This is a genomic window from Embleya sp. NPDC001921, from assembly GCF_053594475.1.
Map to the genome: position 1 here is coordinate 107,825 of NZ_JBSFEO010000036.1, position 24,870 is coordinate 132,694.

The window sequence follows — 24,870 nt, forward strand, 5'->3', positions numbered from 1 at the left end:
CTCTTGGCGAAACCGGCCCGAGTGGCTCGGGCACCATGCGGCCGGCCGGACAGGCGGGCAAGCCCTGTACGCGGCACCTTGCGCGGACGGGGGCGAATGCCGGCACGTAGGGTGGGTTGGGAAGGGCTCTCGGGCCGTGGCCGATTCCGGTGTTCCGAGGGACCGGCCGAGTCCGATGCCGAGGGGCCGGGGAACGCGATCGCGGGGGCGGGGAAGTCTTGTTGACGCTGGTGGGTGTGAGCCGTCGTTTCGGTGGGCGGGAGGCGTTGAAGCCCCTGGATCTCCAGGTGACCCGCGGCGAGCGGGTGGCCTTGATGGGATCGAACGGATCGGGCAAGTCGACGCTGCTGCGCCTGGCGTGCGGACGTGACCGGCCGACGACCGGTTCGATCCGATTCGACGGGCTGCCCATGAGCGAGGACGACTCGCGGGTGCGATCTCGGGTCGCGGTGGTCGGAGAAGCGCTCAGTTGCTATCCGGATCTGACGGTCCGACAGCACCTGGAGTTGGTCGCGGTGGCGCACGGTGTCGCGGACTCCGAGGCCGTGATCGAGCGGTGTCTGGACGAGCAACGTCTGCTGGAACACGCGGACGCGCTGCCCGGTTCGCTGTCCTCCGGGCAGACACAGGCCATGCTGCTCGCGGCGGCGTGGGTGCGTCCGCGAGATCTGCTCGTGCTCGACGAGCCCGAGCAGCGGCTGGATCCCACCGCGCGGGATCGCCTCGCGGACCGGTTGCGCGCCGAGGGGACCCGGGGCACCACGATCCTCTTCGCGACTCATCACCGAGAGCTCGCACGGGCGGTGGCCGACCGCGTGCTGACGCTGGAGGACGGCCGGGTGGTCGCGGAGTGCACACCCGACGACCTGCCGGCGAAGCCGCACCGGTGAGCCGTACCGCGCCCGGCGTCGAGGCCGCCCCGAAGGCGCCGTCTCGCGCGGACCCCACGCGCCGGACGATCGCGTGGTTGCGGACCCGGCGCGGGGCGGACAGGATGCGCCGATTCGGGTACGCGGCGTACGTCGTCCTGCTCGTGCCGGCGAGCTGGTACGGCGTGTACGTGGCCGGTGCGATCCACGGCGTACGTCGCGGACGGCCGCTCGCGGCGCACGCCGACGTGTCGGCGGCGGTGCTGCCCTCGGTCCTGGTCCTCGTCGCGTTCACTGCCCTGCTCCTCGCCGCGTGGGACGCATCGTGGCGCGGTCCGGTGACGCCGCCCCGCGCCGAGGTGGACTGGTTGCTTGCGCTTCCGGTGCGCCGGGGCGCGGTGCTGCTGCCCTGGTTCGCGCTGTCCGCGGGCATCTGGATTCTGGCGGCGGTCCTGGCGGGACTGGCCGGCGCGTTGGTGATCGCCGCCGCCGGTCTGGGAGGTGTCGGCGTCGGGTTCCTGGCGTTCGCGATGTTCGGTGCGGGCGTCGCGGTGCTCGCGGTGACCGGCGCGGTGGCGGTCGAGCGTTCACGATCGGCAGTCGATCGGCTGCACCGGCTCGGTCCCGCCCTGGTGTTCGTGCTCGCCGTCGGTACGGTTCAGGTCGCCGCAGCCGCTCGGGGGCACCGCTGGAGGACCCTGGAGACCGTCGAACTGTGGTCCGGCCCGTGGGGGTGGGCATCCCAGCCGGTGCTCGCCGCCGCAGGTGAGCCGGTACCGCTGTGGCCGGTCGCGCTCGCGCTGACGGTGCTCGCCGTGTCGGCCGCTCTCGTGGCGGTTCCGCGACTGGTCGCGAGTATCCCCGCCGCCGAACTCCGGACACGCGCACAGGCATCCGCGGGGGCCCTGGCCGGAATTTGGGCATTGGACCTGCGGGCCGCCAGGCTGTCCGCGGCCAGGGCGGCGGGCACGCGCCGGCCGGGGCGGACACAGCGATGGGCCGCCCGACTGCGCGCACCGCGTCGGGCCGCCCTGCTGATCGTCTGGCGCGACTGTGTGGCCCTGCTCGCGGCACCGCGACGCGTAGGTCTGATGGTGGTGCTCCTGGCGCTTTCGGGCGCGACCGCGACCGCGGCGGTGGAGGCCGCGGGGACCGCGGCGACCCTGCTCACGGCCGCTGCGGCGTTCCTGGGGTACTTTGCCGCGACGGCGCTTTTGGAGCCTGCCCGGCTCGACGGCGACGACGTGCGCCGCGCCGCGTGGTTGCCGCGGCCGTTCGAGCGCGTGGCTCTCGAACACGCGCTGGTCCCGATGGTGTCGCTGGTGTTGTCGGGCTGCCTGATGGCGTTGCCCGTGATGGTGCTCGCCCACCCCGGGGCGCCGCTGGTGGTGCTCGCGTCGGCACCGGTCCTGGTCGCGGCGGGACTGGTCGGCGCGTACCGTCCTCCGGCTCCGGTGTGGATGCTGTCCCACCCGGCGCTCGCGGAGTTCGGTCCGCCGATGGCCGTCCTGTGGTACGGGGTCGGTCCCATCGTCGGCATCACGGGGCTCACCGTGCTGCTCGGTACACCCTTGTCGGTGTCCTCCGGCGTGACGGCGTCGGTCACCCGCCTCGCGGCGTGTTGGACGCTGGCCGCGCTGATGTTGTGGTGGGCCCGCGGCCGTGCTCGGGCACGCTCACGCCGATGACCCCCCGCGCGCGAAGGGGCGCGCCCGGGTAGCGCTCCTTCCCGCAACGGGTGGCGCGGCGCAGCCCGGCCCGGAACCTGGGACGCGGTGGAGTCCGAGGCTGGGTGGGGTACTTGGGCGGCGCTGCGCCGCACCCGACCGAGCCGCGCCCGAGCTGTGGCGTGCGGTCCTCAGGTGCCGCGCGGGGCGTACATGATCACCGCCACGCCGGTCGGGCTGATCAGGGCTCCGGTGACGTCGTAGCCGTCGGGGCGGCGGCCGTCCAGGGCCATGCCCCAGCCCAGGCGATCGACCCGGCGATGAACACGCCGCTGTAGGCGGCGAGGATGCGGCCGATGTTCGCGTCGTCCCGCAGGGTGGCGACGAATCAGTAGACGCCGAGTGCGAACGCCGACGCCGATCCATTGCCGATCCATGCCCAGCCGCGGTGGTTGATCTCGGCGAAGTGGGGGCAGCGCTCGCACGGTTCCTTCAGTTGTCGGCGGGCGGGCGGGACGTCCGGCCGCGACGAGTCGACGGGGACGCTGGGGCCACACCCGAACACCGCCCGGACACGGCCCGGACGCCGTGCGATCGTGTCGCTGGTGGCACCGATGGCGTGCCTGGGTCGGCCACACCGTCCGATCGCAGGACCGGCCGTCTTCGGGTGTCCGACGTCGTCGGGCCCGGCGTGCGTTGCGAGCAGGTCCGGCGACCGGGGCCACGCCCTTGGACGGGGCCGCGGGCGTGACCGGGACGAGTCTTGGGAACGGGTGCGGATGGACGGCGATCTCGACGTCAAGGCGTTGCCCGGGGCCTGGACCGATTCGTCACCGGAGGCCAGGCTCGGTGAGCCGTTGTCGGAGGCTTGGTCGGAGCAGTGACCAGCGAAACGGGCGATCTGCTGTGTAATCGGGGATTACAGTGGGCCGGCGGAGCTGGTCGGATCGTCTCTTCTCGGGCGGTAATCGGCCGGTGTCGCCTCGCCGCTCGGATGATCCGCGAGACCAGAGCCTTCTACGAGGCTACTTTGCGCATTCTGACGCAACTGTAGGCGCGGCTATAGTCCTCCCAGTAGGCGTCGGACATGTTGCAGATCTCGAACCAGACGTCCTCGACGTCATACCAGTGACGCGTTTCATCGGATCCGGCTTGCCCGTCGAAGCTCCGCCCGGTCGCAATAATCCAATTTCCGGATCCGAGTTGGTACATGTCCGGTGTGGTGAGACCTGCAGCATCGGGCATCCGACGCCCCGTTGACCGAACTATCGGGGGTAGGGGCCGGGTTCCGCGTGTCGTCTGAGCCGGGGTGCCGCAGCCGGGTGAACTGCCGTGGTGTTCCTGATTGTCAGTGCGGGTATCGGGCTGGATCTGCTGTCATCGCGTGTCGTTGAGTTCGTCGGCACGCGGAGGATCGGATGGCGGACGTGGGGATCAGCAATGTCGCGGAGTTGAGGGTCGAACGGGTGGGCCGGGTCGCGGAAACGAGCGATCCGTTGCGCCCGTTCGCGCTTCTTGACGAGCACGGTGTCGAGGTCGCCGCAGTAAGCGAGTTCCTGCATCGCGGCACACATCACCATCGCCGGCGAGCCGCTCGAATGGCGGCCGCACGACTTCCGCAGAATCTTCGTCACCGATGCGCTCCGCTCCGGCCTCCCGCCCCACATCGCCGCCAAGGTCTGCGGGCATGCCCTGCTCGACACCACGATGGGCTATGCGGCGATCGATCCCGGGGACGTGATCACCCTCCACCGGGCGTTCATCGCGCCGCCGGGCGGAGCGGCCCAGCGAGGAATACCGCGACCTCACCGCCGCCGAGTGGGCCGAGTTCCTCGCCCATTTCGAGCTGCGGAAGGTCGCGCTCGGAGTCTGCGGCCGCGACTACGGAACCCCTTGCGCGCATGAAAACGCCTGCGTGATATGTCCGCTCCCGCGGGTTGACCCAGCTCAAAGGCACCGGCTCGAAGAGATCCACGCCAACCTGATCGACCGCCTCACCGAAGCGAAGCAACAAGGCCGGCTCGGCGAGGTCGCCGCAATCGAGACCACCCTCGCCGCCGCCGACCAGAAGCTCCCGGCCATGAGGGACGCGGCCTCCCGCACGACCGTCGTCAGCCTTGGCATGCCCGATATCCACCGATCCGCTGGACGCTCAAGCAGAGGCACAGCATGATGCGCTGCCCGGCATCCCGGCCGCCGGCGATCCGGAGACCGCCCGCTACCGTGCTCTCATGGCGCTCAGGACAGTCAACGACCGATGGACAGGGGACGACCTCGAGGATCTGGTCACCTACTTCGGCGCAGATCCACACGAGTACACGGCACACCAAGTGGTAGCGGCACGCTGCGGCCACTGCACAGGCCAGGTCTTCGTCCTTGAAACCGATGAATCGTCCACATGCGTGCGGCGCACTTGCGTCAGTTGCGACCAGACCGTCTACATGCTGGACGGCGAGCAGTACTGGCCGACCACGGAAGAAGAAGCCGAAGCCCGGTACTTCGTCGAGTGCACATGCGGCTCGGACGAGTTCGAGACCGCAGTCGGCTTCACCTTCTACGACGACGGCCCGACCTCGGACGTCCGCTGGGTCAGCATCGCAGTCCGCTGCACCACAGACGGGCTCATCGGCTACTGCGCGAGCTGGAAGATCGGCTACGGGCCTTCACGCCACCTGGTCGACTCCGTCTGATTCCAGGCTCACCCGCGACGCGCCAGGCCTCCGAGTCAAGGCGATCAACTACTGCCACGCTCTGTTACCAGCCCGATTCTCGGGCCCAGAAGACCTGATCAACGTCAGTTCGGTTAAGCAGGAGTGCGCGCGTCGGCAGGGGGTTCCGTAGGGGCGTGCGCAGTCGCCCGGTTCGAGCTTGCGGGTGTGGAAGTGCTGCTGGAACTCGCGCCATTCCTCGTCGGCGGGCTCGCGGTACTCCTCCGCCGGGCGGACGGACCTGCGCTGGTCCAGGAAGGCTCGGTAGGAGCGGATCAGGTCCTCTGGAATACGGCGACGTAGGCCTCCGTGGTGGTCAGCGAGGCGTGGCCGAGGACGCGGGCCGCGATGTGGACGGGCAGTCCGCCGGCCACGGCTTCGGTCGCGAAGATCCTTCGGAAGTCGTGCGGCGTGTAGCGCAGGGGCCGGCCCGGCGGCTATCGGCGGCCTTGGATCCCCGGCCGCGTACAGACCAACGTCCCCGATTCTCGGGCCGCTTCGTCTTCTCCCTTTAGCCGCTCGAGACGGAGTTCTCGGGCGGCGGGATCGTTGCGCGCGTGGCGGCGCGCGTCAGTTCCGGACGGCTGAGCACGTCGGTGCTGTCGACGAACTGGTCGACGGTGCCGATCGTGGGCAGGGAACCGATCCCCGGGTCGGTGATGCGGGTCCGCAGCGCCGCGGTGAAACGCTCGGCGTGCAGGACCCGAAACGGCCTGCTGTGGTAGGGCCGTGGGGCGGGGTCGACAGGGTCGGTGAGGCCGAGCTCGTTGTGTACGGCCGCGACGGTCTCGTAGGCGCGGGCCAAGTGGTGCTCACGGGTGTGCCAGTCGGTGGCGGCGAGGACCGCGGTGAGGACCGGGGTGAGGGCGGGTGCCCGGGGAGTGCGGGCGAAGGCGCTGCCGAGCCACTTGCCGTAGGGCGGGTAGCGGCGCTCCATGAGCAGGCAGAGCCGCATCAGATCGCGCACCAGCCGGGCCGCGACGACGGCTGAGCCGAGTTCGTCGCCGACTTCGCCGCAGCGGCCGACGAAGGCCTCCTCCTGGGAGATGCGCTGCCACTGGCAGGCGAGCAGGTGGAGCCAGAGGTCGTGGGGGTACCAGGCGAGGTTGGCGCGGGCTGGTGCCAGTTGACCGAGTCCGTCGTGGAAGACGGCGCCGGCGGTGACCTCGGCGAGGAGCTGGGTGGGGGTGGCGAGCCAGTCCGCCGGGGTGACGTCCGTACGCGGGTCGAAGCCCAGTTGTGCGGTGAACCAGGCCCCCGGGTCGGTGACTTCGACGCGGTGGTGGACCGGTCCGTCGGTTGCCTGCATGACGCGGATGTCCGCGTCGCCGGTGGCGGCGAAGTGCGTCGGGTAGCCGAGGAAGGTCTTCGGCAGGCGTTGGGAGAGCAGTGCCGTGATTCTCGCGCCGTGGCGGGCGACGTCCCGCGGGTGCAGGTGGATCTGCAGGCGGGGTCCCCACTCGTGGTCGGCGGAGCGGTCGGTGTCGAACCCGAGGACTTCCGAACCGCTGCCGAGGCGGGCGGCGGAGTGCGCGATCCCGGGGGCGGCCTCGTCCAGGAGAGGCCGTACGGCTTCGAGGTAGAAGCGGAGGGAGAGTTCCAGCCCGGGAACGAAGGACGGCGTGGTCATGCCAGGGAGCGTGCCTGATCGGCGTGCGGACGGTCGAAGGCTTTTCCACGTCCGGCAGAGCCGCCGTCGACTGCGCGTACGTCCGGTCCGAACCGCCCACTGCAGCCGCAACTGCGGCCGGGCGACATCCGTCAGCGCACCAGAACCTGTCCGCGCTCATCCGTACGCGGCTGAGGGGGAAGGCCGCCGAACAGCACCGCCGGCGTTCGGCTCCGGCGGACCCGGCTCGGCCAGGTAGAGGCGGAGCCAGACGAACGCGTCCGGGCCGGCGGGCAGCCACTGGAAGTCGTCGCTGCCTTTGCGGCTGACCTTCACCAGCTGGTCGCCCCAGTCCAGATCGGCGGCCCGGACGCCGAGGAGTTCGCCGGCCCGAGCCGCGTTGCTGATGTCCAGGCTCAGGAGTGCCCGGTCGCGGTTGGAGCGCAGGGCCCCGAAGATCGCAGTCCACCGCTCGTCGGGGATCTCGCGCGGCCTGCTCTTGGGGACCTTCGGGTTGTGTGCGGGGCGCCGCCTGGTTGCCCACGCCCCCGATGTCCGGCATCGAACCACCGGTCGGATCAGGGCCGCCGTGGAGGCTGCCCGGAACCGCGTTGCGCACCTCCCGCTTCGCGTGCCCGGTGGCCGGGCGCGTTCGGCCGAGGACGTCCGGGACCCGTCGAGGCTGCGTAGGGTGCGGGCCGACAAACGCGAGGACCCCCGCGCGGCAGCCGGCGAAACCGAGGACGGGTCACTCCTCGTCCGCGCGCCGCCACCACTCCTCGTCGTCGAAGTCGTCGTCTTCGTCGACGTGAGGTGCGCACGGCGGGCAGAACTCACCGTGGCCGTCGATGCGCCAACCCTGTTTCTCGGCGAGCCGTTGCGCCTGCGTGGCCTGCTGCTTCAGCGGCGCCCACGCCGGGTCGTCGCCGCGCCCGGTCGTCGGGTCGGGGATCGGGTCCGTATGGGGATGCTCGTGCTCGAAGGATGTCGAGCACTCCCCGTTCCGTCCGTCGCAATGAATGCGCACCGAGATGAGCCGGTCGTCGGCTTCCGCAGCGATTCCCATTGGCGAACCTTGGCGGATACACGTCACCATCGCGAACCGCACGGCATCGGCACGCCACGATTCCACTCCCTCGGAGCAGCGCCGTCGCACGTGGGCGGGTGCAGGTCGGCCTTTGGCGGTCGGACCGGATCGACGCCTCGAACCCGTACGGTCCCCGACCGGTGGGCCGCCATCTCAGGTGGGCGCGTTCGGCTCGCGCGCCCCCGGGCGGCGGTGGGGCGGGTGCCCAGGGTCGGCGGAGGACGGCGAAGTCGGCCCCGACGCGATGGTGGCCGGTACGCGGGCGGGGGACGACCCCGGTGAGCCGGCGGCCGATCGAGGTCGGCGCGGCGGCCTCGACCTCGTCCGGCCACACCACGAAGGCGACCGGCGCTCCGGAGGTGACCGGGCGATCCATCGGTCGTCGTCGCCTTGTCCGGCGCCGGGGCCCGGTCAGCGGGTGGGGCGTCGGCCGGCGCGGCGCCAGCGCACCGCGGCGTACACCAAGGGCGACGACGAGGACTGCGATGCCGATGATCAGGCAGGTAGCCCAGTCCGTCGCCGACGGCGCCGATGAGGCCGAGGACGATCGCGACGAGGACCAAGGCGAGGAAGAGCGCCATTGTCGCCTTCCGGGAATTCGTTGGGGCGGGGTTCGGCGGCGGGCGAGTTGCCGTTCGCCGGCGGCGCCCGGGTGGTAGGGGAGGCCGAAGTGGGTGAAGACTGCCTCCTCGTCCTCGGCGGGGAGCACGTCGGCGGTGCCGATCGCGGGGCCCTTCTTCACCAACGGTTTGTCGAAGGCGACCTTGACGTAGTCGGGACCGACGACGGCGCCGTCCAGAGGCACGAACACCAGCCGGTGTCGGGACGGCAGCCCGACCTGCACCGTGGCCATCGCGGGGAGGTCGGTGCCGGTGTCGACGTAGACCGCCTCCAACACGCCGATCTTGTGCCCGCGCGGGTCGACGACGTCGCTGCCACGCCACTCGCGGATGTCCGCCGGCTCGATCATCAGCAACGCCCCTTTTCGTGCGGTAGGAGCACCGGTCACCGCACCGGCCGGACACCGGCCGAATCTGCGACTGATCGGCAGACCCGTCGCGGCGGGCGTGGCTCAGGCGCGGCGGGGGGAGCGCGGGTCGGAGGAGTCCGCGTCCTGGGGGTCGATGCCGGTGGTCGCGGAGGCGTCCTCGCCCCCGCTGGGACGGCGGGAGGGCCCCTGGGGGCCGCGGTCGTGCGTGCCCTTGTCGCCGGATGTCCCGCCCTGTTCCTCGCCTCGGCGTCACGTGCTCTTCACGGTGTCGCCGGGCACCTCCTCGGTCTCCTCCTTCGACACGACGCGCCCCGGGCCCGGCGGCGGGGCGAATTCGTCCGGATGGAACGACCGGTGCGCGCTGTCGTTGTCGCCCTGGTGTGTGGCGTTGACGGAGGGGGACCAGCCGCGGTTGTCGGCGTCGACACGGCCGGCAGCGCTCTCGTTCCGGGTCTTCTTCCAGCGCTCGGGCCACGCGACGAGCCGTGATCGGCGCCGGTGCCGGTGAGGTCCGGTACGGCGTCGGGTTCCGCCGCCGCGGCTGGGGATCTTCGCCGGTGGTCACGGGTTCGAGGGCGCGCGCAGGAGCATCAGGGCGGTGTCGTCGCAGGCGTGGCCCCGGGCGTGGTCGGCGCCGGCGCCCGCGAGGTGTGCGACGGTCGCGGCGGAATCCAGGTCGCGGGTGTCGGCGAGGGTGGCCGCGAGGCGGACTTCGCCGAACATGGGCTGTCCGCGTCCGGCGCGGGCCTCGGTGATGCCGTCGGTGTACAGGAGCAGGGCGTCGCCGGGGTGGAGGTGGAAGGGCCTCTCGGTCAGGCGGACGTTGTCGATGAAGGCGCCGATGAGGGTGCCGGGGCAGGTGATCTCCTCGACGGTGCCGTCGGTGCGGCGGATCAGCGCGGGTGGGTGGCCGGCGCTGGAGAGGCGGCCGGTGATGCCGTCCGGGCGCGGGCGCAAGATGGCGAGGGCCGCGCTGAGGAAGCGGTCGTCGGTGCGTTGTTCGACCAGTGCCCGGTGCAGGCGGTGGAGGACTTTGGCGGGTGCGGGGTGTTGGGTGGCCTCGGTGCGGATCGTGTAGTGGGCCAGGGCGGTGATCTTCGCGGCTTCGATGCCCTTGCCGCACACGTCTCCCATGACGGCGCACCAGCTATTGCCGCGGGTGTGGAAGAGGTCGTAGAAGTCCCCGACCACGTCCGTGCCGGTGATGTCCGCGGCCAGGTACACCGCGGCGGCGTCCAGGCCCGGAACGGTGGGCAGGCGTGGCGGGAGCAGGTTGTCCTGGAGGGTGCGGGCCAGTGCGGCGGAGGCCCGGCCGGCCTCGCGGGCCTGGGCGAGCGCCTGGCGCAGCGCGATCTCGGAGGACGCCGCGCGGGCCACGGTCTGCAGGGCTTGGAGCTGCGCGGCGGTGAAAGAACGCCGGTGGATGTCGACGACGTAGAAGCCGCCGAGGACGTGTCCGTCGACGGAGAGGACCGGATGACCGGCCCACGCTCCGATCCGCGCCGCGGACAGGACCTCGAAGCCGTCGACGCGGGGGGCGGTTCGGGTGATCGCGCCGATGTCTGTGCTCGTCGGATGGGCCGGATGGATTCGGGCGGTCGCCTCCTACGGTCCGCCCGTCGGTGTACTCGCGGTGGTGCCGTCCCCGTCGTCCTCGATGTCCAGGCGGAGTCGGCGGCGCAGTACGTCGCGGGCCGTGTCCAACAGGGGTGTGTCGTGGCCGAATGCGTGGGCGCGGAGGCGGACCAGGGCCTGGGCGGGTGTGATCCCGAGTTGGGCGCTGAGCATGCCGGTGGCCTGGTGGACCTCGGCGAAGTGCAGTCCCCGGCCCTCCGCGAGGAGCGCGGTGGGCGCGTCGGGATGGGCGGCCAGGCCGATCAGGAGCGAGGACAGCGAGCCCGCCAGGACGAACGCGTCGGTGAGGCGGTCGGGGGCATCGGGCCGGGGGCGGTGCGGTGGCCGGTGAGGACGCCCAGGACGATGACGCCCACGCGCAAGGGGAACGCGAAGATCGCGTGCACGCCCAGGTCCAGGACGGCGGGGAGCAGACCCGGCCAACGTTCGTCCGGGACGGTGGGCAGGTCGACGCCGAGGAACCGCGTGCCGCGGGCGGCGTCGGTGGTGGGTCCCTGGCCCTGGGTGAGCTGAAGATCCTCCAGCGGTGCGGTGCGGGTGCCGCAGGATTGCAGGAGTTCCGGGGGCGGCCCGCCCGGGGCGACCAGGAACGCCAGGCCGTCCAGGCCCAGGGCGTCGGCGCACTCGGTGAGCGGGAGTGGGGGCAGGTCCGGCCCGGCTCTCGCCTCCTGGGCGCGTAGGTATCGGGCCATCGCGCGCTGCGGTACCGATGTCACGCCCGACCCCGTTGCCTGAAGGCGGTCACACCGCCCGGCGTGGTGTCAGGCATCGGTGCCCAGGAGTGTGGGGTCGGCGGTGCCGTCGAGGACCTGCCGGGCGACGTCGGTGAGCCGGACGCCGTGCTCGCGCGAGTGGGCGCGCAGGAGCTGGAAGGCCTCGTCGACGCCGATGTCGCGGCGGTGGGCGAGGAACCCGTTGGCCTGCTCCACGACGATCCGGCTGTCCAGGGTGGCCTGGAGTTGGGTGGCCACGGTCATCTGCTCGTGTACGGCGCGGTGTTGGAGCACGCCGATGGTGGCGGTGTCGGCCAGGGCCTGGCCCAGGCGTAGTTGGGCCTGGTCGAGGGGGCCGGTGCGGTCGCGGAAGAGGTTGAGGGCGCCGATCGTGGTCTCGTGCAGGCGCAGCGGGGCGGCGACCACGGAGGTGAAGCCCATGGCCAGGGCGTGCGGTGTGAAGCGCGGCCAACGGGCGTGCGCGGTATCGGTGTTCAGGGAGACGTCGGAGACGGGGGCGCCGGTGTGGCAGCAGTCCCGGCACGGTCCCTCGTCCCATTCGATGCTCGCGAGTTCCAGGGTGCGGGTGCGCTCGTCCGAGGCGGCGGCCTCCACGACCCGGCCCTCGGGGGTGGCGAGCATGACCCCGGCCGCGGCGACGTCGAGGAACTCGGCGCAGTGTTCGGCGAGGCTGTGCAGGAAGTTGATGACGTCGAAGTCGCGGACCAGGGTGTCGGCGAGATCGACGAACGCCGCCGCCAGGAGTTCCTCACGCGGTCGAGCAGCCACCACGGCCCCGCTTCCTCACGGCCCTGGGCGAACGGACGGGAGTCGACCCGACACTGGACGTGATTGCCGCCAGTATCGTCCGGATACCGCCGACAGTCCAGGAAGGTGCCCGGGACGAACACCGGCCGCACCTCGTGGCCGTCGTCCGGAACGCGGGCCACCTGTCCGAACGCGGGCCATCTGTCCGTCAGTGGCGGCCGTGCGCGCTGTCCGATGCCCCACCGAAGAGGCGGCCGACGGCCCGGAAGGGGAGGCTGACCACCGTGGCGATCGCACCGCCCACGGCGCGGAAGACATCCGCTATCGCCTTCAACATCAGGGGTACCTCCAACACTGGCTGCCGGGCGAACGCTCGGTTGGCGCCGCACGCTGTCCTTCACGATGCCCATGCCCGGTGCGAGACCGAGAAAACGGACCCCCCCGACCGCACCCACAACCCTCGCCGTGCACGGGGGTGAGGCGGCCGCGCACGAAGGCCTCCTCGTGCAGCCTTCGCCCGGCGGGCACTTCACACGGTTGGTGATCACTCACCCTCCGGGTATGGGTCCACCCCTCGACCGGGTCGTCGTTGCCGGCCTCGACCGGGTCGTCGTTGCTGGGGCCCTCGACGTCGATCGCTCCCTCTCGCCGGGGTGTACGCCCGCACGGCGGCGACACACCGGCCGATCGACGACTTCGCCCGCCTGATCACGCCGCCCTCCCCGCATCTCACGGCGTTTCGCCGCGCCTACGCGGCCGTCAACGCCGGCGACCGCGACGGTGCCGTCGCGCTCTACGCGGGGGACATCCGCTACGAGGAGACGTCGCTGCACGGGGACCTGTACGAGGAGACGTCGCTGTACTGGGACCTGCACGGCAGGCGCGACGTCAATCGTCGCCGAGGCGGAGCGGGAGGGACGGCTGGGCGAGGGCGACGGTCTGCACGTCAGGGTCGCCTGCGCCCATGACAAGCTGGTTCGGCTCGACAGCGAAGTGGTGCGTCGATCCACTGCCGTCAGCCTCGGCATGCCGACGTTCGGCCGGATCGCCGTCCGTACCGCAGACGCCAGGACACCCCCGCCAGCAGCGGACTAGGCTGCCTCCCATAGTTCAGCGGCGGCCGGCAGGATGCCAGGAGAGTGGTCATGGGCTCCGTCGTAGTAGGTGTCATGGGGACCTTGTTGGGCGTCTTGATCGGCGGTGCTCTCCAGCAGGCACAGGCATTGCGCAACCGCAAGTGGCAACGGGCGGATTCGCTTGGCGATGCGAAGCGACATGTATACGCCGAGTACCTGAGGTCGATCAGCGCAAGTTACGCCCAGGCGTTGTCCGGTCAAAGGAGCCGCTCGGAGGACGCCAACCTCCTTGCGGCGACAGCCGAGATCGAGATTCTCTCCGGAAGGGAAGTGTCCGGACCGGCTCGGGATCTTGTGAACGCTGTTATCGACACGCACTCCAGGATTGCCGCCGGCGCCGGCGTGACGGACGCGATGGTTGCCGACGTCGATCGCCGTCGATACGAAGTAATAGACCTGTTCAAATCCGAACTCGGACTGTAAGGAACCGCGTCGGGCCGCCGCACATCATGATGTTCCACCCGAAGCGGCGCCGAGTCGACAACCGTCGGTCCGCGTCCGGATCAACGGCGGCCAACCGCGCTCGGCGATGATGTCGCGCAGGCGAGCCAGGCCGGCGCGGACCTGGCTCGGTGTCAGATCGCTCGCGCGCTGCAACCGGGGGAACGTCAGCCCGGGGCCGGGCAGGCCTCGAACAGCACGAACCGCACCGTGTCGGCGTGCCGTTGGGGGTCCTGGCCTCTGCGGCGAGAGGCCCGCGGCACCGCTACTCACCCCGCAGCAGACGCGCCGACTCGTCGTCCATGTCGACCTTGTCCGAGGTGACGGCCGTTTCCATCCGGTCCACCGGCCGGATACGGGCCCGGGAACGGCCCCATTGCGTGGGGCGAATGCCGACTTCGCCGCTGGGGACGGTCCCGTTATCGGCGAACCGGCGCACGTCGCCGGCGCGGCCGCTGCTGTACTGCTCGCCAGGCAACGACGCGGAGAGCGGGCACGGATACATGCTCGATTGGCAGGACCTCGCGTGGGTGGTGTGGCGGAGCAACGTCGGCGACCCGGAGCGATCGGCCGGCGAGGAGCCGGATTCCGGGGCGGCACAAGAAGGACGACCCCGAGGACGGCAAGTGACCGAGCACGACCGGCTCGCGGATGCCCGATGGCTCGCGGACACCGTGGCCGCGTCGGTCCCGGCCTGGATCCGCGGTGGCGCGAGGCGATCGCGAGCGTGCGCAGGGATCTGTTCCTGCCGGATCGCGTCCGGACCGACACAGGCCCCGTCGACCGCTTCGAAGACGAGCAGGCGTGGTGGGACGCGGCGTACGACGACATTCCGGTGATCACCGGGATGGACGGCGTGCCTGGTCGTGCGGACTGGCCCGCCTCGTCCGCTTCGCAGTACTCGGAGCCCTCGGAGCCCTCGGAGCCCTCGGAGCCCTCGGAGCCCTCGGAGCCCTCGGAGCCATCCCGGTGCGGAATCGCCTTTACCGACACGGTCGTTCGGGCGTGCCCGGTTCCGGGTTCGATCCGTGATTCATGTCATGTCGGGGCCTGTGACGTGTTCGGTGGCCGAGGTTGTCATTTCCTCGGGAACCACGACCGAGGAGAGCGCATGTCGAACACCACCCGAGAGAGCCCGAGGAGGTCTCCCGCACGGCGCGCCCGTCGCGTGCTGCCGGCGCTGGCGCTGTGTGTGGCCCTGTTGGGCGCAGGCGCGTGCAGCGGCGGAGATGCGAAGGACGATGGGGGCGGCAAGGGCCCGGGCGGTGGCAAGTCCGCCGCCGGGGCCAAGGATCCCGGCGGTGACGCGCCGAAGACGTCCAAGGCGGTGGTCGCCATCACCCCGCAGGACGGCGCAACGGGCGTGGCCACCGACGGTGTGCTCAAGGTCACCGCGACCGTCGGGAAGCTGACCGAGGTTGCCGTGAAGTCCTCCGAGGGCAAGGCCGTCGAGGGCACCATCGCACCGGACGGGGCCAGTTGGGCACCGGCGGCGGCGCTGCAGACCGGGATGAAGTACGCGGTGTCCGCGACCGCCACGGACGCCGCCGGGCTGGTGTCGGCGATGCAGTCCTCGTTCACCACACTCACCCCGGCGAACACCAACTACGGCTACTTCAACATCGATGCGAACGAAACCTACGGCGTCGGCATGATCGTGTCGCTGACCTTCGGCACCGCGGTCACCGACAAGGCACTGGTGAACCGATCGGTGACGGTCACCTCGGAGCCCGCGGTCGAGGTCAAGGGCCACTGGTTCAAGGACACGCGACTTGATTTCCGCCCGGAGAAGTATTGGAAGCCCGGCACCAAGGTCACCCTCCATCTGGACCTGGACGGCAAGCAGACCTCCCCGGGTGTGTACGGCAAGCAGAAGAAGACCGTCACCTTCACCATCGGCCGCGCGCAGACCAGCGTCGCGGACAGCAAGGCGCACACCCTCACCGTCACCCGAGACGGTGCGTTGCTCAAGAAGCTGCCGGCCAGCCTGGGCAGCGACGAATTCACCACCTACAACGGAAAGATGCTGATCATGGCCAAGGAGGGCACGATCCGGATGTCCGGGCAGAGCGTGGGCCTGGGCCCCGACTCGTACGACATCCCGGACGTCCCGCACAGCATGCGGCTGAGTACGAGCGGCACCTACGTGCACGGCAACCACTGGTTCAAGGACAAGGCGAACCCGCCGTTCGGCCGGCTGAACACCAGCCACGGCTGTGTCGGCCTGGAGGATGTCGTCGGTGGCGGCGACGCGGCCAAGCCGGGCGCATGGTTCTACGCGAACTCGCTGGTCGGCGACGTGGTCGAGGTGATCAACTCGCCGGAGAAGGTGATCGACGCGGACAACGGCTGGAGCGGCTGGACACTGACCTGGGCCCAGTGGACCAAGGCCTGACCACGCCGCGACCCGCACGCGGACGCCACATCGGGGTGACGTCGCGCGTCCGCGATGGCGCCGTCTACCGGGAGCTCGGCGGCGACGAACGACGTGGCCGGCGGGCGCACTTGGGCTGCCCCATGGGCCGGGCGATCCCCGGTTTCCGCGTGAGCGGGCGATCGACGGCGCGCAACGGGTCGGGGACGCCGCCTCGATGTCTCCCCGCCCGCCCAAAGCGACGGGAGAAACGGTGGGTTCCGGCCGCCGGGAACCGCAGCGGCCCGCCGTACACGACGGGATGTGACCATCACCCCGCGATGCGATCGCGAGGTGTGGGAGAGGGCGTACGCGAGGAACCCGAGGCGTTCGGGGCAGCTTCGAGCGACGCCCGTGCGCTGTCAACAAATGCCTGTCCCGCCGCACCGCCTCCTCGGCCGGAGCGGAGGGTCCGAACTCGGCGGTCTTCCTGGATGCCTCGCGCCGTCGAAGCACCGTCACTCCGGACCGGGACAGTGCACTGCCGTGGTTGCCGGGCATCGCCCGCAACACCGTTGGTGCCGAGGATTACGAGACGCGCGGGCCCGTAGTCGGCGGCGTGCGCACGTACGCGAGCGCGATACCGATTGCCTTGGCGACCAAGGGTTCGGTGGGCCTTCGCCGTTCGGGTGGCGAGGGGTCGGCCGTGTGCGCCGCTCGGCCTGTCCGGCGGCGGGCACGGCCCCGCACTGCACGCGGTGAAGAGCACGGGTGGACCCGCGAGAGTTACCTACCAACCGGGGCCGGGAGGTGAGGGGTTCAATCAGTCGAAGCGAACACGCCCACCCGGAACGGATGTCGGCCGGTCCGTCCCGGGTTCCGTTCCCCAGCTCGCTTCCTCGCCGGGGCCAACTCCAGCCGTCATAGCCGGAATCGGCTGGTTGTCGCGTCGTAAACCAAGATGCGGTAACCGTGCCGGCCTTGGACGCCATGAGGCTTTGGGCGAGTGTTCCTCGACGCTTGCTGCGAGCGCGTGACCCACTGTGGACTCGCTGTCCTGTCGTCGGCCGGTAACCAATGATTGACGGGGGAGCGATTCGTGTCGGCTGCGCGTGATGTCGAGGAAATGACCTCCATGGTTCTTCTGAACCTGGCCGTGATCTCCTCCGTCGCCTTCGTGTTCGGCCGGCTCGCGCGACGTATGGGGCAACCGGTCGTCGTCGGTGAGATCGTCGCCGGTCTGGCCCTGGGGCCCAGTCTGCTGGGACTGCTTCCCGGCGACGTCACCGAAGCCATCTTTCCCAGCGATGTGCGCCCGGTATTACAGGCGTTCGCGCAGCTCGGCCTGGTGCTGTTCATGTTCGGTATCGGCCTTGACCTGAACCTGGGCGCCCTGCGGGGAAGCGGCCGCCAGGTGACGGCCGTTTCACTTGCCTCCGTGGCTCTGCCGTTCGGGTTGGGGGCCGGTCTGGCCGTCGTGATCCACCGCTACGCGGACATGGGTGGTGACGCGGCGGGCGGACTGTTGGGCTTCGCGCTGTTCATCGGGGTCGCGATGTCGATCACCGCGTTCCCGGTCCTCGCCCGGATCATCAACGACCGTCGCATGCGCGACGGGGCGCTCGGGACGATCGCCCTGGCGTGCGCGGCCGTCCAGGACTTTCTCGCCTGGTGCGTTCTGGCCGTCGTCGTCGCGGTGGTCACGACAGGCGATACCCAAGCGTTGGTGTGGATGCTGATCCGGACGCTCGCGTTCGCGGCGGTCCTGCTTCTCGTCGTACGCCCGCTGCTGGCCCGGTGGTTGACCGCACCCCGGGAGCGAGCCGAAGGCACCGTGTACGCCGTGTTGGTGTGCGGCCTGTTGGTGTGCGCGTGGGCGACCTCGGAAATCGGATTGCACGCGGTGTTCGGCGCCTTCGCGTTCGGAGTGATCGTTCCCCGCGAAGCCGTCGCGAAGGCCGCCCACACTCGCATCGAGCACGCCGGGGGACTGCTCCTGCCGGTGTTCTTCGCGGTGACCGGACTGTCCGTGGACCTTCGAGGTCTCGGCGCTCCCGGCCTGTTCGTGCTCCTCGGGGTGATCGTCGTCGCCTGCGCGGGCAAGTTCGCGGGAGCGGTGGCCGCGGCGCGCCTGACCGGTATGGACCGCAGGCGGTCCTGGACGTTGGGCGTGTTGCTCAACGCCAGAGGACTCACCGAGTTGATCATTCTCAATGTCGGTTTGAGCCTGCACGTCCTCGACCGCGACATGTTCACCATCATGGTGATCATGGCGGTGGTGACGACCCTGATGACCGGCCCCCTGCTGGATCGGGTCCAGCCGAAGGCCTCGTCCCCCGCAGAGGTGCCTCCCTCGCCCACCGCCCCCACACCCTCCCCGCCACCGCAGGAACCGGTCGCCCTCGACCCGAGCCACGAGGCGATCGGCGGACGGCGCTCCTGAAACGGCACCCGGGAGTGGCCCGGGAGTGGGGTAGCACTGGATCGCGGCGAACGACAGTCTGCAGGCGCCGCCACCGATCGGGTCCCGGGCTTCGGCGGAGGTCCGGAGCGAGCTGTCGAAGAAGCGTTGGGCGATGCCTGGCCTGCCCTGGTCGAACGCACTCCATGCTGTCTGCCGAGCCGCTTCGGACGCTGTCGAGTGCAAGCGTCCCACGGTCGGACTGTGGTGGCGTCGCGATTCGATCGGCTTCACGATCGAGGACGGTTCGCTGCGGGCTGGTTGGTCCCTCCTTGCCGCTGCCGAGTTCGTCGAGATGTCCGGACGGATCGAGGCGGTTGTGCACGGGGGCCGACAAGGCAGGGCCGTCCGAGAGGGGGTGGGTGTTTCGGTGTCTAGGGGCTGATGAGTCCGGCGTCGGTGAGCAGGGCGAACTCGATGTCGGAGTATCCGGCGCCCTTGCCGATACGGACCCCGGCACGGTTGACCGCGACGCTGTCGGGGACGACGATGTCGATCGCTTGGAGGGCTTCGACGTCGGTGGTCGGGGCAATGCGTGCCGCGATGTGACTGGAGGCGGTCTGCGCGGGCGGGGCGGTGAGTGTCGAGGGGGCCAGCACGTAGAACGGCTTCCGGTGTGGCGAGTCAACCGGCCGTCCAACATCAGGGGAAGCGACAGTGGTGCCGCCTCGTCGAGAAGCCGCATTCCGGTTCCGGCCGGGGGAGAGAAAACGGCGGACATACGCGGTGAGCTCCCGGTCGGGCGAGGAATGCGATCCTGGTCCAGCGGACCACCGACATAGCCAGGTACCCGCACGTCGTAACCGAAGTAGGCGCAGTTGAAGGCGACCGAGGTGTGCACCGGACCGGTGACGACAGCCCCAAGATATGTGCGTACCCCATCGAGATCTCTCGGGTCGACCGCTTCGGGGCCGAGGATCATCGACGGGACGAGGATCGGCTCCTCTTCGAGCGGGCGCCAACTGTCCGCCGCCGAAGCTCATCTCGCCCGGTGCTCGGTGCCGCGGGGCCGAACGCGGAATCAGCCGTCCGGGCGACTATGAGCCTGGTACGGCCGAACTGCGGCGCTCACGACGACCTGGTGCCTTGCCCGACCTTTGCCGCGAGTCATGCGGTCAGGCCGGTGCCCCGACACAACTTCCGATGAGCCGGCCGCAAGTCCGCTGGTCAGTTGGCGCCTTCGAGCTCAGCGGACGCCGAGGTGGCTGGTGGTGTGGGCCGGTACGTGGGTGCGACCTGAAGATACCAGCCGCTGAAGTCGGCTTGCCCCGCGTCGCGTTCCACCCTGAGAAGAACCTCGCAGGCACGGCTCCGGCCGCACCGGCGCCTCGCCGAATCGAGCCCGGCAACGTGACTGGTCCGAAGCCGGGTGAGTCACCTGCCGAGGCTCTTGCGTCGGACGCGAAGCGAGTACCAGGTTTCCTCCGCGGTGCTGCTGCTTCCCCAGCCACCGCTCGTCGCGAGCTCCCAGCCCCGCTGCTCCCGCATCTGCACGGCGAAGGTGGCGAGATCGTGAATGGAGCAGCCGCAGTCCAGTGATACTCGGATCCCGAGATAGGGGCTGCGCGGGTTCTGTCCGTGGTCGTCCTCGACCCAGCGGATGTCGTGGTCGTGCTCGGCGAGCCCGGTTCGTTCCACGTCGTGCTTGATGCCGTGCGCCCGCGCGTACTCGTCGAGGTCGTCGATCACGAAGAGGTCGCTCGACCACTGCCCGGGCCATACCGCGAACAACCGGGACTCTCCGGCCAAGGCACGTTTGTAGGTCTCGCCACCGGCTCCTTGCGTTACGAAGCCGTCGTTGCGTACCTCGATGTAACACGTGGTGCGTGAGGTGTAGGGAAAGTCTCTTCCGGCCGCTTTGGCGCTTCTCGGTTCCATCGGTCCTCCCGAAATGCTCAGCCCTGTAGGTCGGTTCAGGCTACCTGCGGCAACCGCCGATGCCTCGCGAACGGCTCACCTCCCGATCGTCGAGGGTCTGGCGAGCGACCTGGCCGAGGAGAGTATCGGTGTCCTTTGGACATTACTGGTGCGGCAGTCCGTTCGTGTTCTCGTCGGCGCCGCGCCGCGGCGGGCTGTGCGGGTCGGCCAGGTAGACCCGCTGTCCGGAACCTTCGTGGCCACCTCAGTCGCCGTCGGGTGCGAACGGTTCGGGGCGAGCGTGGCGGGTGACGTCTGGGAAGTGGGGTCCGGCGGGCGAGCAGCGGGTTTCTACGGTTGCCGGGGCGGTTGTTCGATTTCGCGCATCAGCATGCGCAGGGTCAACGAGTGCTTTTCCGGTGGGAGTTCGTCGAGGGCTGCGCGGGCGTGGGCGGTGCCTTCGGTTGCGTTGCCGGCGCGGGTGATCATCAGTCCTTGGTGCATCGCCAGATGGGTGGCGAAGCGGGGTAGGGACGGGGGCAGGTTCGCGGCGGCTTGTTCCTGGGCGGCGAGGGCGCCTTCCTCGTGGCCGATTCGGGCCAGGAGCAGGGAGATGAGGATGTTGAAGCGCCACCAGGGGACGGCGTAGTCGGATTCCGGGTCGTCCGAGGCCGCGACGTCGAAGACGCGGCGGCCGTCCTCAAGCAGGCGCAACGCGGTGGCGTGGTCCGCGCGGAGTGCGGCGGTGTGGGCCTTGCCCATGAGGGCGTTGAGGCGGCCGAGGGTGGGTTTGTCGCTGATGGCCATGGCCTGGTCGGCGAACATGTCGGCGAGGCCGAGGGATGCTCCTTCGTAGCCGAGGGCGATGGCGGCTCGGCCGCGGACCCATACGCGCGCGGTTTCGTTCCCGGAGTGGTCGGCGGCTCGGGCGGCGTGGGTGTACCAGGCGGCGGCCTTGGCGCCGTCGTGGCCGGGGAAGGTCTTGCCGAAGAGTGTCATGAGTCGGGCTGCGACGGACCACAGGTGGGGTTGCTCGAGTTGCTGTTGGACGACCACGAGGTCCGCGGTCAGGCGCCGTTGGATGTCGGCGGCACCCAGGGACATGTAGTCGCGGCCGTAGATGGTCAGGAGGTTCTCCCACGCGTCGGCATCGGGGCGGCGGTTTCCGATGGCGGCGGCGAATCCGAGGGAGAGAAGGTCCGAGGCGACGATCGGGGCGATGGCGGTGGTGGCGGCGTTGGTCAGGAAGTGCCGTCGATCCACCTCGTCTCCATCCAGGACCGCCATCGGTACTTGGAGGACGGTGGCGAGGTGGCGACGCCAGAAGGGTCCCGGAGAGCGTTTTCCGCACTCCCAGCGTGAGATGTATTCGCGGGAGAGGTTGGCGTCGGCGACGCGGTTGAGTTCGTCGCGCAGCCGCCCTTGGGACCATCCTCGAGCGGATCGTAGATCACGGATCAGTTCCCCGAATCTCATGACGTCATGATGGCCCCCGGGTTGGCCACTGGTCCTCGGGTTTGGGTTGCTCCTACCTTGCGGATACCTCGCATTCGCGTCGTCGGAAGGGCATACACCGTGCCGCTTCCCAGGCGTGGCCTTCGATTGTGGACGTGCGAAGTCGGATACGGGAGAAGGTTGGTTGGAGCCACGAAGGCCCACCGCGTCCGGTGCCGCCTTCGGTGGCCGCATGGGGCCCGTCCGGGAGGCGAGGCTGCTCGCCGAGCACGATTCGCTGCCGAGCCTCGCGGGGTGAGGGCGGTGTCCTGGAGGGCTGGCTTTGAGGCTGGGGGCGGGGGTGTTGGGGTGGACGGGGTCGATTCGGGTTCGGGGCGTCCGTCGGCCCGTCGTCGAGCGTGATCGGCCGAGTGCCCTGCCTGTTCATTGCCGCGCGATGGCGTGGATCAATGCGTGAACGAGGGGATGACATGTACGAGTTGATCGCGAGTCAGTTTCTGGACGGATTCCTCGTGCTGCGTCCCGGCGACGACCGAGGGGTGGTCGTCTCCGAGCCGAAGTTCCAGGAGTTGGAGTCGGCGGCCGCATGCGGCGGGAACGCCCCGGAGTGGCTGGAGGCGGTGGCGTCGCAGGCCTGGGGCGTGGATGTAGCCGGTGCGATGTGCCCGTCGGTCATGGTTCGGGAACGGTCGCCCTATGGGTACGGCCGCGCATCCTACGAGCTGAACTTGGGCTGCAACTACGACTGTCCCATGTGCTATCTGGCGTTGAAGAAGTTCGACGCGCTGGACTGGCCGGATCGCGTCCGGTTGCTGGAGATCATGCGCGACGCCGGAGTGCTGTGGATACAGCTCACCGGCGGGGAGGCGATGATCGACCCGGGCTTTCTCGACGTCTACGAGCTCGCCTATCGCTTCGGGATGATGATCAGCGTCTCCACCAACGGGTCGCGACTGTGGAGGACGGAGATCCTCAGCGCACTGACGGCCATGCGCCCCTATCGGATCACAGTCAGTGTGTATGGGGCGACGGCCGCGTCCTACGAGGCCACCACGCAACGCAAGGGCTCGTACAAGACCTTCCTCAAAGGCGTGAGCGCCGCCCACGAAGCTGGACTTCCCCTACGGATGAACATCATCGTGACCGCGACCAACGACCACGAGGTCCCCGCCATGGAGGCACTGGCGGACAGCTTCGAGGCACCCCGCCATACCTACACGAACATGGCACCGACCATCTACGGAGGCGGCGAAAGCCTGCTCCAGCAATCACCCGGTTACCGCACACAACGCAAACGGTTCGGCGGCTGCAACGCCGGCCACACCTTCTTCCACGCCGACCCCCACGGAATCGCCTCCATCTGCAAGGTCGGCCGCGACCCCGCCGTGGACCTCATGAAGGAAGGCGTCCAAGGACTGCGCCGCCTCGGTCCCATCGCGGACTCCCTGATGCTTCGCACCGGTGGCTGCTCCGGATGCCGGCTCTCCGACACGTGCTTCACCTGTCGCCCGCTGGCGAAGCAGTACCAGGAAGCGAAGGCACCACTCGAAAGCTACTGTCGGCACGGAAGGGGGTGACAAGGCATGGAAACCGTGTGGGTTGAGATCGAGACCCGTCCGGAGGAACCTCCCCTGGATCCGGACATCCGGATCGTGGGCGACCTGGACGAGATCGTAGAGTCCACGATGTGCTCGTGCAACGCCGGAGACGATCAGCCCTACTGACCGACCGGCTCACCCGTCGGGCCGCCCCGATCCCTTCGGGGCGCCCCGACGCAGGTTCGAGGAGTATCCGCTTGTCCATGGATCGGATCGACTGGGAAGACCTTCCCGTCGCCGTACGCAACGCCGTCGAGGCCCGCTCGGGCGTGGTTCTGGGCGCGGTCACCGCGCCCGGCGGGGTCAACTCCGGGATCGCCGCCACGCTGCGGGTCCCCACGGGCGAGGTGTTCGTCAAAGGCATCCCACGCGGGCATTTCCAGGTACGTACCCAGGAACGCGAGGCCCTGATCGCCCCTTACGTCGCGACGATCTCCCCCCGACTGCTGTGGCACATCGATACCGACGACTGGGACCTGCTGGGCTTCGAGGCGGTGCGAGGACGACACGCGGACTTCACAACCGGCTCCGCAGACCTTCCCCTGGTCGCCGACACCCTGCGAACCCTCGCCGAGATCCCACTCCCCGACGTTCCCCTCAAGCAACTGGACGACCGCTTCAAAGACTACGTGGAGAAGACGGACCGCCGATGGCTGTCGGGCGACACGCTCCTCCACACGGACTGCGCACCCCACAACATCCTCGTCACGGACGATCGCGCCCTGTTGATCGACTGGGCATGGCCGACCGCTGGCCCGGCGTGGGCGGACGGCGCCTATCTCGTGACGCGTCTGGTGGACGCGGGACACTCGCCCGCGGAGGCCGACACGTGGGCTCTCGAACACCTGCCGGCCTGGTCGAGCGCCTCGCCCACCGGCGTGGTGGTGTTCGCGCGCGCCTGCGCGCGGCTGTGGACTCGGATCGCACAGGACGACCCACGCCCGTGGAAGGAGAGCCTCTCGACGGCTGCGGCACGATGGTCGGAGTACGCCGCGACACGATGACGCGCCCGGCCGCGGAACTCGGCTGATCCGCGACGGCGGATGTCTCGCCGCGCCCTGATCCGTCTCGTCCGGAACCACTGTGCCATGCGTGGCGATTCGTGACGGGGATCTTGCGAAGGCGGTTGGGAGCTGCTCACCTTCGTCGAAGACGTTGACCACGAACGCCGGCGGCTGCAACGGCCTTCGTTGCCGAGCGATGACTGGACGGCCTCTCTGGGGATTCGGCACGAGACTGTTGGGATCTTGCTGTCGAGTAATCCAATGATGTTGCACCCGTTGGTCGCCGGCACATCCAGCGGGACTACGGTGACACAACCGATCACTTGACCCGTGTGCCTGGAGTTACGCACGGAGCACTGTGATATTCGGGTCCTGACGATGATGGACAAACGCATCACCACCGTCATGACCCTCGCGGTGGCGCGCCGCCTGATGGAACGCGGCATCCACGTCAAGGGCTACTTCATCCTGGGATACCCGGGGGAGGACACCGCCGACCTCACCGCCACCGTCACCCA

The 24,870-nt window shown here is 69.7% G+C and carries 25 protein-coding genes and 4 pseudogenes; 11 read left to right on the forward strand and 18 right to left on the reverse strand.

All coding sequences use genetic code 11. From position 1 onward, the window contains the following. Nucleotides 1-227 precede the first annotated feature (227 nt). Nucleotides 228-890 (forward strand): ABC transporter ATP-binding protein, encoded by a 663-nt coding sequence (locus tag ACWCPW_RS34795; protein ID WP_449765586.1) that lies wholly within the window; start codon nucleotides 228-230, stop codon nucleotides 888-890. 104 nt (nucleotides 891-994) lie between these two features. Further along, entirely contained in the window at nucleotides 995-2,557 is a 1,563-nt protein-coding gene (locus tag ACWCPW_RS34800) for a DUF6297 family protein (RefSeq protein WP_449765564.1), read from the forward strand. A 170-nt stretch (nucleotides 2,558-2,727) separates the two neighbouring features. On the opposite strand, the pseudogene ACWCPW_RS34805 reads toward ACWCPW_RS34800, so the two are convergent. After that, a pseudogene (locus ACWCPW_RS34805) lies at nucleotides 2,728-2,987 on the reverse strand (YnfA family protein); the annotation flags it as partial. 814 nt (nucleotides 2,988-3,801) lie between these two features. Then, nucleotides 3,802-4,170 (reverse strand): hypothetical protein, encoded by a 369-nt coding sequence (locus ACWCPW_RS34810; protein WP_449765565.1) that lies wholly within the window; start codon nucleotides 4,168-4,170, stop codon nucleotides 3,802-3,804. Between ACWCPW_RS34810 and ACWCPW_RS34815 the strand changes: the two are divergent. Next, nucleotides 4,160-4,204: pseudogene (locus tag ACWCPW_RS34815) on the forward strand (hypothetical protein); the annotation flags it as partial. The gene ACWCPW_RS34810 and the pseudogene ACWCPW_RS34815 overlap by 11 nt on opposite strands. A gap of 91 nt (nucleotides 4,205-4,295) precedes the next feature. Here ACWCPW_RS34815 and ACWCPW_RS34820 read toward each other — a convergent pair. Beyond that, nucleotides 4,296-4,673, reverse strand: coding sequence for a hypothetical protein (locus ACWCPW_RS34820; RefSeq protein WP_449765566.1), 378 nt, complete (start codon nucleotides 4,671-4,673; stop codon nucleotides 4,296-4,298). A 94-nt stretch (nucleotides 4,674-4,767) separates the two neighbouring features. Here ACWCPW_RS34820 and ACWCPW_RS34825 point away from each other — a divergent pair, with 94 nt between their 5' ends. Beyond that, nucleotides 4,768-5,226 (forward strand): hypothetical protein, encoded by a 459-nt coding sequence (locus ACWCPW_RS34825; RefSeq protein ID WP_449765567.1) that lies wholly within the window; start codon nucleotides 4,768-4,770, stop codon nucleotides 5,224-5,226. A gap of 293 nt (nucleotides 5,227-5,519) precedes the next feature. Here ACWCPW_RS34825 and ACWCPW_RS34830 read toward each other — a convergent pair whose 3' ends face one another. From ACWCPW_RS34830 to ACWCPW_RS34875, 10 genes and pseudogenes are all read right to left on the reverse strand, one after another. Beyond that, complete coding sequence (locus ACWCPW_RS34830) at nucleotides 5,520-5,618, reverse strand: hypothetical protein (RefSeq protein ID WP_449765568.1); 99 nt, start codon at nucleotides 5,616-5,618, stop codon at nucleotides 5,520-5,522. Between the two features lie 137 nt (nucleotides 5,619-5,755). Continuing rightward, the gene (locus tag ACWCPW_RS34835) at nucleotides 5,756-6,874 is read right to left on the reverse strand and encodes a DUF4037 domain-containing protein (protein WP_449765569.1); all 1,119 of its coding nucleotides are present in this window, start codon (nucleotides 6,872-6,874) and stop codon (nucleotides 5,756-5,758) included. Nucleotides 6,875-7,030: 156 nt separating this feature from the next. Then, nucleotides 7,031-7,423, reverse strand: coding sequence for a hypothetical protein (locus tag ACWCPW_RS34840; protein WP_449765570.1), 393 nt, complete (start codon nucleotides 7,421-7,423; stop codon nucleotides 7,031-7,033). A 178-nt stretch (nucleotides 7,424-7,601) separates the two neighbouring features. Next, nucleotides 7,602-7,985 (reverse strand): hypothetical protein, encoded by a 384-nt coding sequence (locus ACWCPW_RS34845; RefSeq protein WP_449765590.1) that lies wholly within the window; start codon nucleotides 7,983-7,985, stop codon nucleotides 7,602-7,604. Nucleotides 7,986-8,556: 571 nt separating this feature from the next. Further along, a pseudogene (locus ACWCPW_RS34850) lies at nucleotides 8,557-8,910 on the reverse strand (PRC-barrel domain-containing protein); the annotation flags it as partial. A gap of 582 nt (nucleotides 8,911-9,492) precedes the next feature. Next, nucleotides 9,493-10,521, reverse strand: a complete 1,029-nt coding sequence (locus ACWCPW_RS34855; RefSeq protein WP_449765587.1) for a PP2C family protein-serine/threonine phosphatase — start codon at nucleotides 10,519-10,521, stop codon at nucleotides 9,493-9,495. 15 nt (nucleotides 10,522-10,536) lie between these two features. Continuing rightward, nucleotides 10,537-10,836 carry an ANTAR domain-containing protein gene (locus tag ACWCPW_RS34860; RefSeq protein WP_449765588.1) on the reverse strand — a complete coding sequence of 100 codons (300 nt, stop codon included), beginning with the start codon at nucleotides 10,834-10,836 and terminating at the stop codon, nucleotides 10,537-10,539. Then, nucleotides 10,809-11,282 (reverse strand): hypothetical protein, encoded by a 474-nt coding sequence (locus ACWCPW_RS34865; RefSeq protein ID WP_449765591.1) that lies wholly within the window; start codon nucleotides 11,280-11,282, stop codon nucleotides 10,809-10,811. The genes ACWCPW_RS34860 and ACWCPW_RS34865 overlap by 28 nt, the downstream gene beginning before the upstream one ends. Before the next feature lie 45 nt (nucleotides 11,283-11,327). Next, complete coding sequence (locus ACWCPW_RS34870) at nucleotides 11,328-12,068, reverse strand: GAF and ANTAR domain-containing protein (RefSeq protein ID WP_449765571.1); 741 nt, start codon at nucleotides 12,066-12,068, stop codon at nucleotides 11,328-11,330. A gap of 187 nt (nucleotides 12,069-12,255) precedes the next feature. After that, complete coding sequence (locus ACWCPW_RS34875) at nucleotides 12,256-12,384, reverse strand: LPFR motif small protein (protein WP_449765572.1); 129 nt, start codon at nucleotides 12,382-12,384, stop codon at nucleotides 12,256-12,258. 316 nt (nucleotides 12,385-12,700) lie between these two features. Here ACWCPW_RS34875 and ACWCPW_RS34880 point away from each other — a divergent pair, with 316 nt between their 5' ends. Continuing rightward, the gene (locus tag ACWCPW_RS34880) at nucleotides 12,701-13,015 is read left to right on the forward strand and encodes a hypothetical protein (protein ID WP_449765573.1); all 315 of its coding nucleotides are present in this window, start codon (nucleotides 12,701-12,703) and stop codon (nucleotides 13,013-13,015) included. A 177-nt stretch (nucleotides 13,016-13,192) separates the two neighbouring features. Next, on the forward strand, nucleotides 13,193-13,606 hold the full coding sequence (locus ACWCPW_RS34885; protein ID WP_449765574.1) for a hypothetical protein: 414 nt from the start codon (nucleotides 13,193-13,195) through the stop codon (nucleotides 13,604-13,606). A gap of 45 nt (nucleotides 13,607-13,651) precedes the next feature. On the opposite strand, the pseudogene ACWCPW_RS34890 reads toward ACWCPW_RS34885, so the two are convergent. After that, a pseudogene (locus tag ACWCPW_RS34890) lies at nucleotides 13,652-13,887 on the reverse strand (RacP protein); the annotation flags it as partial. 2 nt (nucleotides 13,888-13,889) lie between these two features. Continuing rightward, a complete protein-coding gene (locus ACWCPW_RS34895) occupies nucleotides 13,890-14,129 on the reverse strand; it encodes a hypothetical protein (RefSeq protein WP_449765575.1) in 240 nt (79 codons plus the stop codon). Nucleotides 14,130-14,735: 606 nt separating this feature from the next. Between ACWCPW_RS34895 and ACWCPW_RS34900 the strand changes: the two genes are divergently transcribed. Continuing rightward, complete coding sequence (locus tag ACWCPW_RS34900; protein ID WP_449765576.1) at nucleotides 14,736-16,019, forward strand: L,D-transpeptidase; 1,284 nt, start codon at nucleotides 14,736-14,738, stop codon at nucleotides 16,017-16,019. 1,093 nt (nucleotides 16,020-17,112) lie between these two features. Next, nucleotides 17,113-18,420 (forward strand): cation:proton antiporter, encoded by a 1,308-nt coding sequence (locus ACWCPW_RS34905; RefSeq protein ID WP_449765577.1) that lies wholly within the window; start codon nucleotides 17,113-17,115, stop codon nucleotides 18,418-18,420. 392 nt (nucleotides 18,421-18,812) lie between these two features. On the opposite strand, the gene ACWCPW_RS34910 is transcribed toward ACWCPW_RS34905, so the two are convergent. The 3 genes from ACWCPW_RS34910 to ACWCPW_RS34920 form a co-directional block, all read right to left on the reverse strand. Continuing rightward, nucleotides 18,813-19,037 carry a 5-formyltetrahydrofolate cyclo-ligase gene (locus ACWCPW_RS34910; protein ID WP_449765578.1) on the reverse strand — a complete coding sequence of 75 codons (225 nt, stop codon included), beginning with the start codon at nucleotides 19,035-19,037 and terminating at the stop codon, nucleotides 18,813-18,815. Nucleotides 19,038-19,812: 775 nt separating this feature from the next. Next, nucleotides 19,813-20,187 (reverse strand): hypothetical protein, encoded by a 375-nt coding sequence (locus ACWCPW_RS34915; RefSeq protein WP_449765579.1) that lies wholly within the window; start codon nucleotides 20,185-20,187, stop codon nucleotides 19,813-19,815. A 459-nt stretch (nucleotides 20,188-20,646) separates the two neighbouring features. After that, nucleotides 20,647-21,771, reverse strand: a complete 1,125-nt coding sequence (locus tag ACWCPW_RS34920) for a helix-turn-helix domain-containing protein (protein WP_449765580.1) — start codon at nucleotides 21,769-21,771, stop codon at nucleotides 20,647-20,649. A 449-nt stretch (nucleotides 21,772-22,220) separates the two neighbouring features. Between ACWCPW_RS34920 and ACWCPW_RS34925 the strand changes: the two genes are divergently transcribed. From ACWCPW_RS34925 to ACWCPW_RS34935, 3 genes are all read left to right on the forward strand, one after another. Further along, the gene (locus tag ACWCPW_RS34925) at nucleotides 22,221-23,327 is read left to right on the forward strand and encodes a radical SAM protein (protein ID WP_449765581.1); all 1,107 of its coding nucleotides are present in this window, start codon (nucleotides 22,221-22,223) and stop codon (nucleotides 23,325-23,327) included. Nucleotides 23,328-23,333: 6 nt separating this feature from the next. Continuing rightward, nucleotides 23,334-23,474 carry a hypothetical protein gene (locus ACWCPW_RS34930; RefSeq protein WP_449765582.1) on the forward strand — a complete coding sequence of 47 codons (141 nt, stop codon included), beginning with the start codon at nucleotides 23,334-23,336 and terminating at the stop codon, nucleotides 23,472-23,474. A gap of 77 nt (nucleotides 23,475-23,551) precedes the next feature. Beyond that, nucleotides 23,552-24,352 (forward strand): phosphotransferase, encoded by an 801-nt coding sequence (locus ACWCPW_RS34935; protein ID WP_449765589.1) that lies wholly within the window; start codon nucleotides 23,552-23,554, stop codon nucleotides 24,350-24,352. Nucleotides 24,353-24,870 lie beyond the last annotated feature (518 nt).

Excerpts from the sequence above, each read along its gene's own strand:
- ACWCPW_RS34920 (WP_449765580.1), bottom strand. The coding sequence starts at position 21,771 with ATGAGATTCGGGGAACTGATCCGTGATCTACGATCCGCTCGAGGATGG.
- ACWCPW_RS34930 (WP_449765582.1), top strand. The coding sequence starts at position 23,334 with ATGGAAACCGTGTGGGTTGAGATCGAGACCCGTCCGGAGGAACCTCCC.
- ACWCPW_RS34885 (WP_449765574.1), top strand. The coding sequence starts at position 13,193 with ATGGGCTCCGTCGTAGTAGGTGTCATGGGGACCTTGTTGGGCGTCTTG.
- ACWCPW_RS34935 (WP_449765589.1), top strand. The coding sequence starts at position 23,552 with ATGGATCGGATCGACTGGGAAGACCTTCCCGTCGCCGTACGCAACGCC.
- ACWCPW_RS34835 (WP_449765569.1), bottom strand. The coding sequence starts at position 6,874 with ATGACCACGCCGTCCTTCGTTCCCGGGCTGGAACTCTCCCTCCGCTTC.
- ACWCPW_RS34875 (WP_449765572.1), bottom strand. The coding sequence starts at position 12,384 with ATGTTGAAGGCGATAGCGGATGTCTTCCGCGCCGTGGGCGGTGCGATC.
- ACWCPW_RS34925 (WP_449765581.1), top strand. The coding sequence starts at position 22,221 with ATGTACGAGTTGATCGCGAGTCAGTTTCTGGACGGATTCCTCGTGCTG.
- ACWCPW_RS34905 (WP_449765577.1), top strand. The coding sequence starts at position 17,113 with ATGGTTCTTCTGAACCTGGCCGTGATCTCCTCCGTCGCCTTCGTGTTC.
- ACWCPW_RS34800 (WP_449765564.1), top strand. The coding sequence starts at position 995 with ATGCGCCGATTCGGGTACGCGGCGTACGTCGTCCTGCTCGTGCCGGCG.
- ACWCPW_RS34900 (WP_449765576.1), top strand. The coding sequence starts at position 14,736 with ATGTCGAACACCACCCGAGAGAGCCCGAGGAGGTCTCCCGCACGGCGC.
- ACWCPW_RS34895 (WP_449765575.1), bottom strand. The coding sequence starts at position 14,129 with ATGTATCCGTGCCCGCTCTCCGCGTCGTTGCCTGGCGAGCAGTACAGC.
- ACWCPW_RS34825 (WP_449765567.1), top strand. The coding sequence starts at position 4,768 with ATGGCGCTCAGGACAGTCAACGACCGATGGACAGGGGACGACCTCGAG.